General features: G+C 68.3%; 17 protein-coding genes and 1 rRNA gene. 10 read left to right on the top strand and 8 right to left on the bottom strand.

Going from position 1 to position 17948, the window contains the following annotated elements; all coding sequences use genetic code 11:
• Positions 1–37: 37 nt before the first annotated feature.
• Genes HGB39_RS21270 through HGB39_RS21255 form a run of 4 tightly spaced genes read left to right on the top strand, consistent with a single transcriptional unit; the run spans position 38 to position 4191 of the window.
• A complete protein-coding gene (locus HGB39_RS21270) occupies positions 38–1048 on the top strand; it encodes a 2-dehydro-3-deoxygalactonokinase (protein WP_005567780.1) in 1011 nt (336 codons plus the stop codon).
• Positions 1045–1671, top strand: coding sequence for a 2-dehydro-3-deoxy-6-phosphogalactonate aldolase (locus HGB39_RS21265; protein ID WP_005567778.1), 627 nt, complete (start codon positions 1045–1047; stop codon positions 1669–1671). Before HGB39_RS21270 ends, HGB39_RS21265 begins: the two co-directional genes overlap by 4 nt.
• A 52-nt stretch (positions 1672–1723) precedes the next feature.
• Positions 1724–2872 carry a galactonate dehydratase gene (dgoD, locus tag HGB39_RS21260; protein WP_005262049.1) on the top strand — a complete coding sequence of 383 codons (1149 nt, stop codon included), beginning with the start codon at positions 1724–1726 and terminating at the stop codon, positions 2870–2872.
• 5 nt (positions 2873–2877) lie between these two features.
• A complete protein-coding gene (locus HGB39_RS21255; RefSeq protein ID WP_005262050.1) occupies positions 2878–4191 on the top strand; it encodes an MFS transporter in 1314 nt (437 codons plus the stop codon).
• A 54-nt stretch (positions 4192–4245) separates the two neighbouring features.
• Here the strand turns inward: HGB39_RS21255 and HGB39_RS21250 are convergent, their stop codons facing one another.
• From HGB39_RS21250 to HGB39_RS21240, 3 genes are all read right to left on the bottom strand, one after another.
• Entirely contained in the window at positions 4246–5163 is a 918-nt protein-coding gene (locus HGB39_RS21250) for a tetratricopeptide repeat protein (RefSeq protein ID WP_043790304.1), read from the bottom strand.
• A gap of 118 nt (positions 5164–5281) precedes the next feature.
• Positions 5282–5653, bottom strand: a complete 372-nt coding sequence (locus HGB39_RS21245; protein ID WP_005262052.1) for a DUF3817 domain-containing protein — start codon at positions 5651–5653, stop codon at positions 5282–5284.
• A gap of 64 nt (positions 5654–5717) precedes the next feature.
• Positions 5718–6911 (bottom strand): acetyl-CoA C-acetyltransferase, encoded by a 1194-nt coding sequence (locus tag HGB39_RS21240; RefSeq protein ID WP_005262053.1) that lies wholly within the window; start codon positions 6909–6911, stop codon positions 5718–5720.
• 94 nt (positions 6912–7005) lie between these two features.
• Between HGB39_RS21240 and mce the strand changes: the two genes are divergently transcribed.
• Both mce and HGB39_RS21230 read left to right on the top strand, forming a co-directional pair.
• A complete protein-coding gene (gene mce, locus HGB39_RS21235) occupies positions 7006–7479 on the top strand; it encodes a methylmalonyl-CoA epimerase (protein WP_005248354.1) in 474 nt (157 codons plus the stop codon).
• Between the two features lie 68 nt (positions 7480–7547).
• Positions 7548–8633, top strand: a complete 1086-nt coding sequence (locus HGB39_RS21230; protein WP_005262054.1) for a coiled-coil domain-containing protein — start codon at positions 7548–7550, stop codon at positions 8631–8633.
• On the opposite strand, the gene HGB39_RS21225 is transcribed toward HGB39_RS21230, so the two are convergent.
• Positions 8630–8956, bottom strand: coding sequence for an Rv1322 family protein (locus HGB39_RS21225; RefSeq protein ID WP_005262055.1), 327 nt, complete (start codon positions 8954–8956; stop codon positions 8630–8632). The genes HGB39_RS21230 and HGB39_RS21225 overlap by 4 nt on opposite strands.
• A 16-nt stretch (positions 8957–8972) precedes the next feature.
• Positions 8973–9647, bottom strand: a complete 675-nt coding sequence (nucS, locus tag HGB39_RS21220; RefSeq protein ID WP_005248359.1) for an endonuclease NucS — start codon at positions 9645–9647, stop codon at positions 8973–8975.
• 42 nt (positions 9648–9689) lie between these two features.
• Here nucS and HGB39_RS21215 point away from each other — a divergent pair, with 42 nt between their 5' ends.
• Positions 9690–11285: an adenylate/guanylate cyclase domain-containing protein gene (locus tag HGB39_RS21215; RefSeq protein ID WP_005262057.1), complete on the top strand. Its 1596-nt coding sequence runs from the start codon at positions 9690–9692 to the stop codon at positions 11283–11285.
• Here HGB39_RS21215 and HGB39_RS21210 read toward each other — a convergent pair.
• The gene (locus HGB39_RS21210; protein WP_043793467.1) at positions 11232–12014 is read right to left on the bottom strand and encodes a TetR/AcrR family transcriptional regulator; all 783 of its coding nucleotides are present in this window, start codon (positions 12012–12014) and stop codon (positions 11232–11234) included. The genes HGB39_RS21215 and HGB39_RS21210 overlap by 54 nt on opposite strands.
• An 89-nt stretch (positions 12015–12103) precedes the next feature.
• Between HGB39_RS21210 and HGB39_RS21205 the strand changes: the two genes are divergently transcribed.
• Positions 12104–14905, top strand: a complete 2802-nt coding sequence (locus HGB39_RS21205) for a DEAD/DEAH box helicase (protein ID WP_064080149.1) — start codon at positions 12104–12106, stop codon at positions 14903–14905.
• The gene (locus tag HGB39_RS39925) at positions 14902–15675 is read left to right on the top strand and encodes an SWIM zinc finger family protein (protein ID WP_064080148.1); all 774 of its coding nucleotides are present in this window, start codon (positions 14902–14904) and stop codon (positions 15673–15675) included. The genes HGB39_RS21205 and HGB39_RS39925 overlap by 4 nt, the downstream gene beginning before the upstream one ends.
• On the opposite strand, the gene HGB39_RS21195 is transcribed toward HGB39_RS39925, so the two are convergent.
• On the bottom strand, positions 15641–16015 hold the full coding sequence (locus HGB39_RS21195; RefSeq protein ID WP_005262064.1) for a UBP-type zinc finger domain-containing protein: 375 nt from the start codon (positions 16013–16015) through the stop codon (positions 15641–15643). The genes HGB39_RS39925 and HGB39_RS21195 overlap by 35 nt on opposite strands.
• Positions 16016–16155: 140 nt before the next feature.
• Here HGB39_RS21195 and HGB39_RS21190 point away from each other — a divergent pair, with 140 nt between their 5' ends.
• On the top strand, positions 16156–17766 hold the full coding sequence (locus tag HGB39_RS21190; protein ID WP_043790161.1) for a PucR family transcriptional regulator: 1611 nt from the start codon (positions 16156–16158) through the stop codon (positions 17764–17766).
• A gap of 81 nt (positions 17767–17847) precedes the next feature.
• Here the strand turns inward: HGB39_RS21190 and rrf are convergent.
• Positions 17848–17948: ribosomal RNA gene (gene rrf, locus HGB39_RS21185) — 5S ribosomal RNA — on the bottom strand; the annotation flags it as partial.

The raw sequence follows: 17948 nt of genomic DNA, 5'->3' as shown, positions 1-17948 counted from the left end.
TTCGTCATTATGGGATTCACGTCCGATAGTGGTTCGCGTGATCCAGAACACCCCCGACACATCGACACCGCGCCTGATCGCCCTCGACTGGGGTACGTCGTCACAGCGTGCCTGGCTCCTCGGCGACGGCGGCCGCATTCTGGACGTTCGCCGGCCGGACTTCGGATTGCTCGGCACCGCCGGAGACGACCCCGCATCGCGCACGCGTGACTACGAAGCCGCGTTCGACGAGGCCTGCGGCGACTGGATCGCGGCCACCCCCGGTCTCCCGGCGATCGCCTGCGGCATGGTCGGCAGCGCCCAGGGTTGGCGTGAAGCCGGCTATCTGACCACGCCGACCGATCTCGCGATCGACGCCGGCGATCTGACGACGGTTCCTCATTCGCGCGGAGTACTGCATCTCGTACCCGGCCTGCGCGTCGCACCCTCGGCCGACGGCACGGTGGCCGGCGACGTCATGCGGGGCGAGGAGACGCAGATCATCGGAGCATTGGGCCTGCTCCCGCCGACCGACCGACCACTCACGATCGTGCTCCCCGGAACACACAGCAAGTGGGCACGAGTCGAGAACCGCAAGATCGCCTCGTTCGCCACATCGATGTCGGGCGAGTTGTACGGCCTGGTGATCCAGCACGGCATCCTCGGCCGAACGGCAACCGCAGAGGTGCGGGACGACGCCGCGTTCGAGCGGGGCCTCGCCACCGGAACGTCGACACCGAGTCGCGGACTACCCGCGGAGCTGTTCGGAGCACGAGCCCTCGTGCTCGACGGACTCCTCGATCCGGCGTCGCTTCCCGACTACGTCTCCGGCGTGATCATCGCCGACGAGGTCCGGCATCTCCTGCCCCACTACGCCGCCGGAAGCCGAATCCTGTTGTGCGGAAACGCCGATCTCTGCCGACGCTACGCAGCCGGACTGCGCGTTCACGGCGTGGCCGCCGACATCGTCGCCGAGGAGGCCGCCGCACAGGGTCTGTGGCGCGTGGCGGTCGATGCGGGGCTGGTCGACCCGGCGCCATCCACGAATCCCGAGAAGGAGTCCCTATGAGCAGCACAGCCACCACCACCAGGACCGGTTTGATCGCCATTCTGCGCGGCATCACCCCGGACGAGATCGTCGCCGTCGGCTCGGCCCTCGTCGACGCCGGGTTCACCGCGATCGAGGTCCCGCTGAACTCGCCGCGACCGTTCGACTCGATAGAGCGGTTGGTCGCGGCCGTCGGCGACGTCTGCGTCGTCGGGGCCGGAACGGTACTGAGCGTCGACGACGTGATCCGATCCGAAGCAGCCGGCTCCCGGATCATCGTCTCGCCCAACACCGACGTGGAGGTCATCGGCGCCGCCGTTGCCCGGAACCTGCACCCGTATCCGGGAGCGGCCACTCCCACCGAGGCGTTTCGCGCCGTCGGTGCGGGAGCGCGCAGCATCAAACTGTTTCCCTCCGACTCGGTCGGGACAGCCGGGATGCAGGCATGGCGGGCCGTCCTGCCGACGGAGGTCGAATTGCTCCCCGTCGGCGGCGTCGACCGAACCAACCTCGCCGAGTGGGCATCCGCGGGCGCGGGCGGCGCGGGACTCGGAACCTGCCTGTACCGGCCCGGGGACGGCGCCGAGACCGTCCGCGACCGCGCCCTCACCCTGATGAACATCTGGTCGGCCGAAGCCGCCTGAACCGACACCTACACCCCGGGGCCACCACCACAGCCCCGCACAGGAGGACTCCATGAAGATCAAGTCACTCACCACGTACGCCGTTCCCCCCAGGTGGCTGTTCCTGCGGATCGAGACGGACGACGGCGTGGTCGGCTGGGGCGAACCGGTGCTCGAAGGCCGGGCCGCGTCCGTCGCCGCGGCGGTGGAGGAACTGTCCGACTACCTGATCGGACAGGATCCGACGCAGATCGAAGACCTGTGGACGGTCATGTACCGGTCCGGTTTCTACCGCGGTGGCGGCATCCACATGAGCGCGCTGGCCGGCATCGACCAGGCCCTGTGGGACATCAAGGGCAAGGCCCTCGGCGTGCCTGCGTACGAGCTTCTCGGCGGCCGCGTCCGGGACCGGATCAAGGTCTATTCCTGGATCGGTGGCGACCGCCCCTCGGACACCGCGAAGGCGGCACGCGAAGTGGTCGACCGGGGGTTCACCGCCGTGAAGATGAACGGCACGGAGGAACTGCAGTACCTGGACTCCTGGGACAAGGTGGACCAGTGCCTCGCCAACGTCGCCGCGGTACGGGACGCAGTGGGCCCGAACATCGGCATCGGCGTCGATTTCCACGGCCGGGTGCACAAGCCGATGGCCAAGGTGCTGCTGAAGGAACTCGAGCCGTTCCGGCTGATGTTCGTCGAGGAACCGGTCCTCTCCGAGCACGTCGACGGTTTCGTCGACGTGCTGCGACAGTCGCCGATCCCGATCGCGCTGGGTGAGAGATTGTTCTCTCGTTGGGATTTCAAAACCGTCCTCGCGTCCGGGGCGGTGGACATCATCCAGCCCGATCCGTCGCACTGCGGTGGCATCACCGAGGCCCGGAAGATCGCGCACATGGCCGAGGCGTACGACGTGGCACTCGCGCTGCACTGCCCCCTCGGGCCGATCGCCCTGGCCACGTGCCTGCAGATCGACGCGGGCTGTTACAACGCGACGATCCAGGAACAGAGCCTCGGCATCCACTACAACACGTCGAACGATCTCCTCGACTATCTCGTCGACCCGTCCGTGTTCACGTACGCGGACGGTCAGGTCCGAATCCCCACCGGTCCGGGACTGGGCATCGAGGTGAACGAGGAGTACGTGATCGAACGGGCCGCCGAAGGCCATCGCTGGCGAAACCCGGTCTGGCGCCACACCGACGGATCCTTTGCGGAGTGGTGAGGGCAATGGTGCAGACCCAGAAGATCGGCAAGTCCACTACGGTCGCCGCGCAGGCGTCGAAGGCGCGCGTTCTCATCGCGGTGATGCTGTTCGTGACCGTCGTCATCAACTACATGGACCGGGCAAACCTGTCGATCGCGATGCCTGCGATCGCGGACGAAATGGATCTCTCCAAGGCGCAGCAGGGACTTCTGCTGTCGGCTTTCGGCTGGACCTATGCGGCGCTGCAGATCCCCGGAGGATGGCTCGTCGACCGGATTCCCCCGAGACTGCTCTACCCCGCCTGCCTCATCCTGTGGTCGGTCGCGACCGCGTTCATGGGGGTCATCGGCGGCTTCGTAGCGCTCATCGCGTTGCGCCTGCTGGTCGGTGTGTTCGAGGCGCCCGCGTATCCGATCAACAACCGGGTCGCGACGGCCTGGTACCCCGAGCGTGAACGGGCGACGGTGATCGGCTTCTACACCTCCGGGCAGTTCATCGGACTGGCCCTGCTCACGCCGTTCCTGTCCTGGCTGCAGTCCGTGCTGTCGTGGCACTGGGTCTTCATCGTGACCGGAACGATCGGGGCGGTCTGGGGTGCCGTGTGGTACGCGTTCTATCGCGAGCCACGCGACTCGCGGGCGAACGACGCCGAGATCGACCTGATCCGCGACGGCGGCGGACTCGTCGACCTCGCGGACGAGCAGCAACCCGAACGTCCGGCGGTGACCCGGAACGATGTCGCCACCGTCCTCGGCCGGCGCAAGCTGTGGGGGATCTACTTGGGGCAGTTCTGCCTCACGTCGACGCTGTGGTTCTTCCTCACCTGGTTCCCCACGTATCTCGTCGAGTACCGGGACATGGATTACATCAAGTCCGGATTTCTCGCCTCGCTGCCGTTCGTCGCGGCACTCGTCGGTGTGCTGTTCTCCGGGGTGTTCTCCGATTTCCTGCTGCGCAAGGGAGTGTCTCTCGGAGTCGCCCGGAAGGGTCCGATCATCGTGGGCCTGTTGCTGACGGTCGCGATGATCGGCGCCAACTTCACCGACTCGACCGCGATGGTGATCGTGTTCCTGTCCATCGCGTTCTTCGGCAACGGGCTCGCGTCGATCACGTGGTCGCTGGTCTCGGCGCTCGCGCCGGAACGACTGCTCGGGCTCACCGGTGGAATGTTCAACTTCATCGGCAACCTGTCGTCGATCGCGACGCCCATCGTGATCGGGTTGCTCGTCACCGACGACAGCTTCGCGCCGGGATTCGTCTACATGACCGTGGTGACCGCGGTCGGGGTCGCGTCCTACGTCTTCCTGGTCGGACGGGTGGAGCGCGTTCGAAGCTGACCATCAGACGAGGTGACCGGGGTGAGTGCCGACAGCACTCACCCCGGTTCCTCGTCAGTACAGTGCGGCGGCGAGTTTCCGTCGCGCGGTCATGACGACCGGCTCGGCCGGGTCGAACAGTTCGAACAACTCCAGCAGACGCGTCCGTACCCGCGTCTTGTCGTCGCCGGCGCTGCGGGCGACGACACCGATGAGACGGGCGAACGCCGCGTCGGGGGCCTGGGAGTAGAGCTCGACGTCCGCGGCCTGCAACTGGGCGTCGATGTCGTTCGGGGCGGCGTCCGCCGCGGCGACGGCACCGGGATCGACGGACTGCACGCGGGCGAGGAAACGCACCTGCCGGATCGCGCCCTGCGCCTCGGCGTTGGCCGGTTCGTCGTCGAGGATCTTCTGGAACTCGGCTTCGGCTGCCGACAGGTCGCCTTCGTCGAGCGCGGCCTCGGCCGCGACGAAACGCGGGTCCTCCGGTTCGGGCTCGTCCTCGTTGCCGTCACCGGCCGGCGGTCCGGACAGCTTTCCGGCGGTGGCCTGCTGAACGGCGGCGAGCCACTGACGCAGTTGCGGTTCGGGCTGCGCGCCCTGGAAGTCGGCGAGCGGTTGCCCGCCGGCGATGGCGACCACGGTCGGGACGGACTGGACGCCGAAAGCCTGTGCGATCCGCGGGTTGGCATCGACGTCGACCTTGGCGAGCACCCAGGTGCCGCCGGCCTCGTGTGCCAGCTTCTCGAGCAGGGGTGAGAGTTGTTTACACGGCTCGCACCAGGTGGCCCACAGGTCGACGACGACCGGGACCTGCTGGGACCGGACGAGCACCTCCGCCTCGAACGTCGCCTCGGTGACGTCGATGACGAGTATGAGTCCGGTACTCCCGGGTGCGGCCGGGGCCGCGCCGTCCCCGGAGGGTGCGGGTGCCGGCGGGGGTGGAGCGGCCGCACGCTCCTTGAGGGCGGAGAGATCGACTGCTCCGCTCATGGCCGCGGCCACTGCTGAGGAACGCGCTGACGGACGAGAACCTGGTCGAGTCACGTCCACCAGTTTGTCACGATTTGAGCGCGCACCGGAATGCGGGCCGTGCCTACCGCGGAGCGGATCAGACGAGCGACGGTTCGCTCTTCACGGCGCTCGACCGGGACAGTTCGCCCATCCGGCCGGTGCGGGCCGCCCAGACCTCGAACACGACGGTGCCGAACGGCGGGACGCTGGCGACGAGCGCCCAGAAGGTGGTGACCAGATTCCAGCTCAGCTTGCGGGCGGTCCACAGCGAGATGAGCAGGTACAGGACGAAGACACCGCCGTGGATGGGCCCGAAGATCTTCACGCCGATCTCGTTGCCGTCGGCGGGCAGGTACTTGAAGGCCATGCCGATGAGGAGGCCGAGCCAGGTGAATGCCTCCAGAATTGCGACAAATCGGAAGCGCGTGGCCGTGGTGCTGAGATCGAAGACGTTCGCCATGCCGACCATTGTGCCCGACCATCTACGACAGTCCGTAGTGGTGTGAGATACACCACCACGGACTGTCGTCTGGTCAGGCCTTGGGGACGCGGACGATCAGGGCGTCACCCTGACCGCCACCACCGCACAGTGCCGCAGCGCCCACACCCCCGCCGCGACGACGCAACTCCAGCGCCAGATGCAATGCGATCCGCGCCCCCGACATGCCCAGCGGATGCCCCATCGCGATCGCCCCGCCGTTGACGTTCACGATCTCCGGATCCAACCCCAGCTCCCGTGTCGACGCGATCCCCACCGCCGCGAACGCCTCGTTGATCTCCACCAGATCCAGGTCCTTCGGCTCGATCCCCTCCTTGGCGCACGCCTTCGCGATGGCCCGCGCCGGCTGCGACTGCAGCGTCGAATCCGGACCCGCAACGACCCCGTGCGCGCCGATCTCCGCGATCCACGACAACCCGAGTTCCTGCGCCTTCGCCTTGCTCATCACCACGACAGCGGCCGCGCCATCGGAGATCTGCGACGCCGACCCGGCGGTGACCGTGCCGTCCTTGCTGAACGCCGGCCGCAGCCTGGCCAGGGATTCCGCCGTCGTATCGCCGCGCACGCCTTCGTCGGAGCCGACCAGCACGGGATCCCCCTTCCGCTGCGGCACCGGCACCGGCACCACCTCGTCGTCGAACACCCCGTCCTTCCAGGCCCGCGCCGCCTTCTGATGCGACGCCGCCGCGAAGGTGTCCTGCTCCTCACGGCTGATCCGCTGCCCGTCCTCCGCGTTCTTCGCCTCTGTCAGACTCCCCATCGCCTGATCGGTGAAGATGTCGTACAACCCGTCGAAGGCCATGTGGTCGCGCATCGTGACGTCGCCGTACTTGAAACCCTCCCGCGACTTCTCCAGCAGGTGCGGGGCGCGCGACATCGACTCCTGGCCGCCGGCGACCACCACTTCGAACTCGCCGGCCCGGATCAGCTGATCCGCCAACGCGATCGCATCGATCCCGGACAGGCACACCTTGTTGATGGTCAGCGCCGGCACATCCATCCCGATCCCCGCGGCCACCGCGGCCTGCCGCGCCGGGATCTGCCCCGCCCCCGCCGTGAGCACCTGACCCATGATCACGTACTCGACCTGCTCGGGAGCGACGCCCGCCTTCTCCAGCGCACCACGAATCGCCACCCCACCCAGATCCGAACCCGACACATCCTTCAACGAACCCAGCAACCGGCCCATCGGGGTCCGGGCTCCGGCGACGATCACAGAACTGGTCACGATTTCCTCCGCGTGAGACGAGTAGGCAGGTGCGGGGCGACGGAAGTCACATCCCGACGAGAACTACCGAAACGGTAGCGCTAACGTCGGGACCATGACACAGTCCTCCCCCACCCAGACCACGTCACCGCTGTCCTCGGACCTGGTGACCGCCATCGACCACGTCGGTATCGCCGTTCCCGACCTCGACGCCGCCATCGCGTGGTACTCCGAACACCTCGGCATGGTGTCGACGCACGAAGAGGTGAACGAGGAGCAGGGCGTGCGCGAAGCGATGCTCAGCGTCGTCGGCTCCCCCGAGGGCAGCACCGCGCTGCAGCTTCTCGCACCGTTGAACGAGAACTCGACCATCGCCAAGTTCATCGATCGCAGCGGTCCCGGTCTCCAGCAGCTCGCGTACCGCGTGACGGACATCGACGCCATCTCCGCCCAGCTGCGCGAGCGCGGCGTGCGCCTGCTGTACGACGCACCTCGCCGCGGAACCGCCGACTCGCGCATCAACTTCGTCCACCCGAAGGACGCAGGCGGAGTTCTCGTCGAGCTCGTCGAGCCGTCGGCGACTCACTAGAGCTGTGGCCGGCCGCCGGGTACCAGGCGCAGAGACAAGTTCTACTTTGCCCAGGTAGATTGGCGGCCATGGTAAACGAGCAGGACCGTGGTTCGATCCCCCTTCCCTTCTCCACCGTGCGCAAGGGATTCGATCGGGACGAGGTACGTAACTACTTCGAGCGATTCGACGCCGAGCTCCGCGTCACTGCCGCCGACCGCGACGCCGCGGCGGCGCAGGCGCGGGATCTCGCCAAGCAGCTCGACGATGCGCGGGACGAGATCGACGATCTCCGCAAGGATGTCGACCGCCTGTCCGTTCCGCCGACCACCGCGGAGGGAATGAGCGACCGCATCTCGCGCATGCTCCGGCTCGCGTCGGACGAGGCGTCCGAGGTGCGTGCGAAGGCCGAGGCCGACGCCGCCGAGATGATCTCCGTCGCCGAGCAGGAGGGCGCGCAGCTCCGCGGCCAGTACGAGTCGCTGGTCGCGGAACTCGAAGACCGCCGGAGTGCTCTCGAGATTCAGCACGAGCAGACGATGGCCAAGGCCCGCACGGAGGCGGCGAAGATCGTCGAGGCCGCTCAGTCCGAGCGCGACCGCCTCGCCGCCGAGGCCGAACTGCGTCGGTCGCAGGTGCAGGAAGACTTCGACCTCGCGATGTCCGAGCGTCGTCAGAAGACGATCACGGCCGTCAACGAACTCGAGTCCACCAGCAAGGCCGAGGCGCATCGCCGTCTCGCGGACGCCACGCACGAGGCGGAGCGCAGGCTGCAGGCGGCCACCGACCAGTCGGAGCGCAAAATCGCCCACGCCAAGGAACTCGCGGAAGAACTTCGCGTGCTACGCGGCCGGATCCTGGCGCAGCTCTTGGGAATTCGGGGTCAGCTCGATTCCGTTCCCGCCATGTTGGCGTCGGTCAACCGGGAGAGTGAACTCCTGGACGCGCAGCCCGACACCGCGGCATCGAACTCGGAGAAGCGCTCGACCGAGAACACGAGCAGCAAGCCGGCACCGGGCGGTGCCGCCGACCGGAAGTCCACGCAGAGCGAGTCCGGGAAGAACTCCGCGGACGAGACGGACAACTCGGACGAGGACACCGCAGTGCTGTCCACCGTCGAGAAGAACCCGGCGAACCGGCCGGCGGATCAGCGAACCGTGAAGACGGGAAGCTAGGACCACCTGCGCGTGAGGCCCCGGGTGCTGCGTCCCGACCAGCACCCGGTGTGCCAGTGCCGCCGGTCCTCGGCTCCGCCGTATTCGGCCGGCCAGGTGACGAGGTGGGCGACGCCCGGCCGGATGTCGTGATCGCAGCCGGGGCACCGGTAGGACTTGGTCGCCCGGGCCCCGGGGATCGTGCGGACGATGAAACTCTCGTCGGCGTAGCCTGCGGGCCCGGACTCCTGACGCATCATCGCACTACCGAACAGCGACCCCTCGGAGTCGTCCGGGGGCGCACTGCGGCGTGTGTTCTTCCGCTGCGGTTTACGACGGGGCACGGGTTCAGCCTAGGCCTCAGAAGAGCCGGAACTCGGTGCTCTCGGTACCGCGCAGCGCTTCGTAGTCGAGCACGAGGCACCGGATTCCGCGGTCGGTGGCAAGGGTTTTGGCCTGCGGCTTGATCTGCTGGGCGGCGAAGACACCGCTCACCGGCGCCAGCAGCGGATCCCGGTTGAGCAGTTCGAGGTACCGAGTGAGCTGCTCGACACCGTCGATGTCTCCGCGGCGCTTGATCTCCACGGCGACGGAAGCCCCGTCGGCGTTCCGGCACAGCAGGTCGACGGGACCGATGGCCGTCATGTACTCACGCCGGACGAGCGTGTAACCGCTGCCGAGCGTTTCGACGTGTTCGGCGAGCAACTCCTGCAGGTGTGCCTCGACACCGTCCTTGACGAGCCCCGGATCGACACCGAGTTCGTGACTGGAGTCGTGCTCGATCTCCTCGATGGTGATCCGCAGTTCCTCACCGGCCTTGTTGGTCACCACCCACAGCGCTTCGGCGTCTTCCACGGTGTCTTCGACGAGCCAGCAGGGCGGGCTCATCCAGTTCAGCGGCTTGTAGGCGCGGTCGTCGGCGTGGATGCTCACGGAACCGTCGGCCTTGATCAACAACAGGCGACGAGCGGTGGGCAGATGTGCCGTCAAACGGCCTACGTAGTCGACTCGGCATCTGGCAATCACTAGGCGCACCCGCCCACCCTAAGGGATCGTGCCGACTAGTCTCGAATGACTATGCGCCGCCCTCGCCGATCCGTCGCCCCGCTGGGGTCGTGGTTGCTCGGATCACCGGACGAGAGTCCCCGCAGGCGGCGTATCCGTGTCCAGCTGCTACTCACCGCCCCGCTGGTGTTCACGAACCTGGTCGGCGCGGTGATCACCTGCCTGCTCGTCAGTGTCGTCGTCCCCGGCCCGAGTGTGTGGTCGAGCGAGTTCATGATCGCCAACTTCGTCGCGGTGCCCGTGTTCGTGCTGTGCGCGGTCCTGATCGGCGTGACGTGGGGCACCAAACGACTGGTGTCGGATCTCCGGTGGGCCACGGAGGACGACGCGCCCACGGACCACGACCGGTCGGCGGCGTTTCGCGCACCGTGGCGTCTGACGCGTGTCCAGGCGGCGTTGTGGGGCATCGGGCTGGTCTTCTTCACGACGCTGTACGGCCTCATCGATCCCCAGACCATTCCGAAAGTCGCATTCACGATTGCGTTGGCCGGGATCACGGTCTGCGCGTTCTGCTACCTGCTGACGGAGTTCGCCCTCCGCCCCATCGCCGCCCGGGCACTGGGATCGGACGGACCGCGTCCCCGCCGAACCCTGGGCATCACCGGCCGCACCGCGCTGGCGTGGATCCTCGGGACGGGTGTTCCGGTGCTCGGTCTGATGCTCATCGCGATCTTCAGTTTCATCCGGCCGGCGAGCCCGACCAGCCTCGCGGTGTCGATCCTCGCGCTGGGTGGTGTGATCCTGCTCTTCGGCCTGCTGCTGGTCGTGATCAGCGTGCGTGCCACCGAGGCGCCGATCCGCTCGGTGTCGCTGGGCATGGCGAAGGTGGCGGAGGGCGATCTCGACGCCGAGGTCGTCGTGTACGACGGCACCGAACTCGGCGCGCTGCAGACCGGGTTCAACCGGATGGTGGAGGGACTCCGCGAACGTGAGCGGATCCGCGACCTGTTCGGGCGCCACGTCGGGCAGGAGGTGGCCTCCCAGGCCCTGCGGCACAACCCCGAACTCGGCGGCGAGGAACGTGACGTGGCGGTCCTGTTCGTCGACATCATCGGGTCCACCACGATCGCGGCCACCCGGTCGCCTGCGGAGGTCGTGGACCTGCTCAACCGGTTCTTCAACGTGGTCGTCGACGAGGTCGATCGGCGAGGCGGGTTCGTCAACAAGTTCGAAGGTGACGCCGCGCTGGCCATCTTCGGGGCACCCGTGGCGCTCGACGACCATGCAGGTGCCGCGCTCTCCGCCGCTCGGGCCCTCCGCGAACGGCTCACCGCCGAGGTCCCGGAGTGCGATGCGGGAATCGGGGTGGCGGCGGGTCGCGCCGTGGCCGGAAACATCGGAGCCCACGAACGGTTCGAGTACACGGTGATCGGCGATCCCGTCAACGAGGCAGCGCGGTTGTCCGAACTCGCCAAGAACGTGTCCGGACACGTCGTCGCATCCGAGCGGGCGATCGACGCGGCAGCCGAGGACGAACGCACACGGTGGCAACTCACCGACACCGTCACCCTGCGCGGCCGTGTCGAACCGACCACGCTGGCCGTTCCGGCCGAACTACTCCCCGCCGGTTCCGCCGTCGACGATGAGGGCGCCGACGCCGTCGAGTAGCCGGGCCAGCCCGAATTCGAAGGCGTGGGCGGGCGCGTACGCGGCGTCGTGGTGTTCCCCGGCGGAGGCCCCGACCCGGGCGGCCAGCGGGAACCGGTCGGGGTCGAAGACCTTTTCGAAGTGCGGAGCGACGCGCTGCCACCATTCACGGTCCGCCTCCCCCTGGGCGGCGAGCGCGGCCGCGTCCACCGCGGCCCGCGCCGCGCCCGCGATGAAACTGTCGAGGAGCGTGACGACCGAATCCATGTCGAGGTCCGACAGTCCCAGTCCCTCGACCGCGCGCAGTTCCCGCTCGTACTTGGCCATCCCGCCGGGCCCGAGGACCGGCCGGCTCAGCGCGACGACGCCGAGCATCCACGGGTGGGCGCACAGCAGATGGAAATAGTCGTGAGCGGCGGCCGCGAGACGCTCCCGCCACCCCGCTTCGGTGTCGTCGGCCGTCTCGAGGGTGGACAGCGCGCGATCGAGCATCACCTCCACCAGTTCGGTCTTCCCGGGAACGTGCGTGTACAGCGACATCGCCCCGGCGCCGAGTTCGGCTGCCAGCCGGCGCATCGAGACGGCGTCCAGCCCTTCGGCATCCGCGACGGAGATCGCGGCCTCGACGATCCGGTCGAGCGTCAGGCCCGGCTTCCCGTTGCGGGGGCGAGAGATCGGTGTACTGCCGCCACCCCAGAGCAGCTCCATGGTGCGGGCGGGGTCGCCCTCCGGTGTCGCGCTTCTACCCATGCCGAGATCTTCCCACGGCGCCCGGGAACAATTCCGTCCGCCGCCTCGTTGACGTACGGCGTACTGTAAACCAGGCGAAAGGCGCAGTAGTGACAGCAGGGCCCATCCTCGCCGCCTGTGCGGCCACCTTCGTGCCGTCCGATCCTCCGCGCGACTCCCGCCTGGCGTTCTGGCGTGATTCCCCGGACGGGCCGCTGCCACCGAGTATCGATTCCCACACCCGGATGGCAATCGGAAGCACCGTGGAACGCGTTCCGACGCAGAGCATCTCGCTCGCCGAAGCGTTGCCGATGCTCCTGGCACTGCGACCCGGCGAGACAACGCATCGATCGGTCGCGTTCTGGGCCGCCTGCACCCGGACCGCTCTCGGATACGTCGGGGCGGGCAAGATCCTTCCCGCGGTTGCGCCGAGTGGCCGCGACCGCTGGCGGCTCGGCGTCCTCGACGACGAGGACGAATCTCATCTGCGCCTGCTGGCCGCCGCCCTCCCGCCGGAAGCGCGCGCGATTCCACTCGGGGATCCGTCCGCCGCCGGAGTTCGCCTCCCCGCCGCGGTGGACGTGCTGCGCGACTTCCTCACCGCTGCCGTCGACACGATCCCGCGACTCGACTCACCGGCCGACGCCGGACCCTACCGGGGATGGAACGCCGAGACCTTCCCCGCACTCCGGGCGTGGGCGGACGCCCTGGCACCCGATGCGATCGCGCTGTCGTTGCGGATCGACCCCGTCGATCCGCACGCGGTCGACCTCTCGGCCGGCGAGTTCGACGCGACAGTCCAGGTGCACGGTGTGGCGCGGCCCGGGGTGGTGTGCGACGCCGTCGACCTGTGGCGGCATCCGACGCTCGCCGAGTCCGCGTTCGCCGCCGACCCGCGGATCGAGGTTCTCGACGCCCTCCGCCGCGCGGCCCAGGACTGGGCGCCGCTCGAAGACCTGCTGCGAGCCGAGGCGCCGCACCGCATCCGGCTCGAGGACGACGACCTGGCGTCCCTCGCCGGGGACGCCGGCCGTCGGCTGCGTGAGCGTGGACTCGAGATCCATTGGCCGCGCGAACTGGTCGCCCGCACCTCCACCCGCATGATCCTCGGCGAGCCCGGGTCCCGCGAGGGCGCAGCCGCTTTCGGCGGCGACCGCGTCTTCGACTTCGACTGGCGCGTGGCGGTGGGCGACGACGTTCTGACTCGCGAGGAAATGGAGGAGCTCGTCTCGGCGGAGCGCGCCGTCGTGAAACTCCGCAACCGATACGTCGTCGCGGACTCGGCGTTGATACGAAAGACCCTCCAGCGGCGGACCGGAACGATGACGTCCATCGAGGCCCTCCGCGCGTCGCTGACCGGCCGGGCCCGGCGCGGCGAGGAGGACGTCCGCGTCGACTCCTATGGAGCGGCCGCGGCGGTGGCGCGTGAGCTGTCCGACCAGGATCCGGAGGCCGTGCCGGTCCCCGCAGCCCTGCGCGCGCAGTTGCGGGACTACCAGCTGACCGGATTCCGCTGGCTGGCCGGGCTCACGTCACGAGGCCTGGGCGCCTGTCTCGCCGACGACATGGGCCTGGGAAAGACGTTGACCCTCATCGCACTTCACCTGCACCGACAGCAGACACCGCAAACGGCAGGACCCACGCTGGTGGTCTGTCCCGCGTCTCTGCTCGGAAACTGGCGACGGGAGATCGAACGCTTCGCGCCGGGCACCGGCGTCCTCGTCCACCACGGTCCGAAGCGGCGCCCTCCCGGTGAGACGGTCGCAGGCGGCAGCGACACCGTCGTCCTCACCACGTACGCGACGATGCGGCTCGATTGCGACGTACTCGCCCGGACTGTGTGGGGTCTGGTCGTCGCGGACGAGGCGCAACACCTGAAGAACCGCGCCGCGTCCGTCACCCGGGCACTGCGGACGATTGCGGGACAGGCCCGCGTCGCGCTCACCGGGACACCCGTGGAGAACAGGCTCAGCGACCTCTGGTCGATCCTCGACGGCGTCACACCGGGCCTCCTCGGTCCGTACGCGCAGTTCCACCGCCGCTACGACGGCTCGGCCGCCGAGGACGGCGCCGACCGCGCGGCGGAGTTGGCGGCGTTGATCTCGCCGTTCGTCCTCCGGCGCACGAAGTCCGATCCGGGGATCGCCCCCGAGCTTCCGCCGAAGACGGAGATCGACCTGGACGTCACGCTCACCCCGGAACAGGCCGGAATGTACGAGGCCCTCGTGCGCGAGGCCATGGAGCAGATCGAGACGAGCGACGGCATCGGGCGGCGCGGCAGCATCGTGTCGCTGCTGACGGGACTCAAGCAGATCTGCAATCACCCCGCCCAGTACCTCGGGCAGGAGCACGCCGCGCTCACCGGCCGCTCCCACAAGATCGGTCTGCTCGACGAGCTGATCGACACCAACCTGTCGGAGGGCGGGCGTTCGCTCGTCTTCACCCACTTCACCACGATGGGACGGCTGCTGCGGCGGCACCTGACGGCGCGAGGAGTGGGCTGCGAATTCCTGCACGGGGGCACACCCGTCCCCGCCCGGGAGGAACTGGTCGAACGCTTCCAGAACGGCGACATTCCCGTCCTGATCCTGTCCCTCAAAGCCGCCGGTACCGGGTTGAACCTCACCCGGGCCGATCATGTCGTCCATTTCGACCGCTGGTGGAACCCCGCGGTCGAGGACCAGGCCACCGACCGCGCGTACCGCATCGGGCAGACCCACCCGGTCGTCGTCCACCGGCTCGTCACCGCCGGAACCATCGAGGAACGCATCGCCGGCATGCTCGCGTCCAAGCGGCAGCTCGCCGACTCCGTCCTGTCACACGGTGCCGACGCCTTCACCGAACTGACCGATCGCGAACTCACCCGGCTGGTGGCGCTGAGCCCCGACTACGACTTCGGAGGTGATCTGTGAGCGACGCCGTCACGCTTCCCCGCTTTCCGGCGCAGAAGGGCCGCCGCACCCGCGGCTGGACCTGGTGGGCGCAGCGATGGGTCGACGATGTCGAGCAGGCCGCACTCGACTCGGACACGCTGAAACGCGGACGCGCCTATGCCCGTGGTGGACTGGTCGGTCCGCTCACGTTCGCGGCCGGGCTCGTCTCCGCGGACGTGCACACGGACGAGGAGAGCCTGCACGTGCGGATCCGGGTGGACCAGCTGGACGAGCGCCAGTGGGGCGAGGTGCTCGCGACCCTCGCGTCGCGGAGCGGTCACGTCGCCCAGTTGTCGAGTGGGACGCTTCCCCGCGAACTCGACGACGACCTCGCTGCCGTCGACGCGTCCCTCGTGCCGTCGATGTTCGACGCCGACGCGACGTGCACCTGCGAGGAGTGGGACGTGCCGTGCCGCCACGCTGCCGCGGTGCTGTATCAGGCCGCGTGGGTGCTCGACGACGACCCGCTGCTCTTCTTCCTCCTGCGCGGACGGGAGGGACAGGAGGTTCTCCAGCTCAGGCACGGCGCACACGAGGAGACGTCTCATTCCTCGTTCGATGGTTCGTCCGCCCCGGTGTCGGCGTCGGACGCCTACGCCGCAGTTCCCGGACCGCTTCCGACGTCGCCTCGTTCCGGCGGAATCCTGGTACGCCCACGTTGGCTCGACGACGCTCCCCCCGAGGTTCAGGCGGACGCCGTGTGGTCTGCGATCGTCACTGCGATTTCGCGATACGGAGACCGTGTCTGAGGTCGTCCGACGGTCCGGGCACGAGGCTCGGTGCGACCACCCGGGCCCCGGTCGCCGGATACGGCGTGCAGATCTGGGCGTCGTGCACGAAGCACCAGCGCCAGTTGTCCCCCGCGTGGAGCGACTGGACGATCGGATGACCGCTGCGTTCGGCGTGGTGTCGCGCGTGCCGCATCGGTGATCCGTCACTGCATCCGACATAGCCGCACGTCAGGCACAACATCAGGTGCTCCCAGCGGGTACCGAGCGTGAGACAGCCCTCGCACCCGTCCGACGTGTGCGCGACGACATCGCGAATCATGTTCAGATCGGGATCGTGCCAATTATTGGATTGGGTCATAGTGCCACCCCTCAGTTACCAAGAGTGGCGGCTGATCCGTCTCCCCACATGGTCACGGCGGAACGAAAGAATCCACCGAAATCCGGCCTCAGCGGACAGCGTCCCGGTTTCGACGGCGCAAAACGGGGTAGTTCCAAGCCATGGATCTGGAAGCAGCCCCAGACCCGAGGGTGGATCACACGCCGCGGGCGACGAACCTGTCCGCGGTCTTGGCCGTCACCGCGCACATGCACGACTGCGGGAATCGGGACGAGATCCTCGCCCTGCTGGTCGAAGCTCTCCCCGAAGTCGGTCCCTTCACGGTGGAACCCGTGTCGGCTCCGACGGGCGAACGCCACGACGACGACGTCTGTCGACACCGCGTGCTTTTCGACGATTCGTGGTCGAGGCCGGTGTCGCTCACCCTGCGGGCCGACTACCCGCCTACCCCGGTGCAGGCCACGCTGCTCGAGTTGTTGATTCAGCACACGGGGTCGGCCCTGCGCGCCGCATCGCTCCGCTCCCGGGCGGCCACACAGGAACGTCAATTGCGCGAGGCCGCGGACGAGATCACCGCGCTCGGCGCGCGGGTCGCGCGGCTCGAGGAGGAAGCGAAGATTCAGAACACGTTCGGACGCCTCGCCGCGACCGGCGCCGACGAGACCGCCATCGCCGAGACCCTCCACCACGTGACCGGACTTGCCGTCGGGATCGAGGACGCCTTCGGCAATCTCCGCGTCTGGGCCGGCCCGGACAAGGCCCCGCGGTACCGCAAGATCGGCGGCGGGAACCGAGTCGACGTCCTGCGCCGTGCCGCGATGGAAGGGCGCCCGCTGCGGCACGACAACCGGATCGTGCAGATAGTCCGGCCCGGCCAGACACTTCTCGGCGTTCTGTATCTGTCCGACCCGGAACATCGGGCCACCGACCTCGACACCGCCGCCCTCGAATACGCCGCGACGATGCTCGCCGTCGACATGGCGCATCGCAGATCACTCGCCGAGGCGGAGGCGCGGCTGAGCCGCGACCTGGGCGCCGACCTGCTCGGCGGCACCGACGACGACAGCGCCTATTCCCGGGCCGACGCACTCGGCTACGACCTGCACACCCCGCAACGCGTCCTGGTGGTCCGCTGGGGGCCGGACACACCCGTCGAGTCCGTCGCGGAAGCCTTCCGGCGTCACCTGGCGTCCTCCGACTCGTCGGCGCTCCTCGTCCACAACACCGAGCACCGAACCGGGGTCCTCGCCGCCGTCATGGATGCGAAGACAGATGTGAACATCATCTTCACAGCGCTGGAGAAGTCACTCGGCCCCGCGATGGGAGTGATCGGTGTCGGATCCGAATGCACCTCCCCCAGTGGTCTTCCCGACTCGTACACCCACGCGATACGGGCGCTCGAGATCAGACAACAGTCGCTGTCGCCCCGTGGGGTGGCGCTGTTCGACGAACTCGGCGTCTACCGGATCCTCGACTCGCACAGCAGCACCGGAGACGTCGAGGCATTCGTGCAGGAATGGCTCGGCCCGCTGCTCGACTACGACCGGGAACACCGCAGCACGATGACGGCCACACTGGCCCAATACCTCGAATGCGGAGGCAAGTACGACGAGACCGCGCAGGCACTCAGGATCCACCGCAGCACCCTGCGATACCGGATGTCTCGCATTCACGAACTGACCGGGCGTGATCTCCGCAGCGTCGACACACGCCTGAATCTTCATCTGGCGTCCCGCGCACTGCAGGTCCTGGCCGGGGGTGCGTCGGGGTGAAAAGACAGGCGCGGCATGGGTGTTCGTGCCCGGGAATGCCGAAAGCCCCCCAACATGGTTGGGGGGCTTTCGGTAACGGATGTTCGGCGGTGTCCTACTCTCCCACACCCTGTCGGGTGCAGTACCATCGGCGCTGGAGGGCTTAGCTTCCGGGTTCGGAATGGGACCGGGCGTTTCCCCTC

It is taken from the genome of Rhodococcus opacus, from assembly GCF_012396235.1.
GTDB classification, from domain to species: domain Bacteria; phylum Actinomycetota; class Actinomycetes; order Mycobacteriales; family Mycobacteriaceae; genus Rhodococcus_F; species Rhodococcus_F opacus.
The sequence above is the reverse complement of the archived record's forward strand: the minus strand, read 5'-3'. Positions and strand labels throughout refer to the sequence as shown.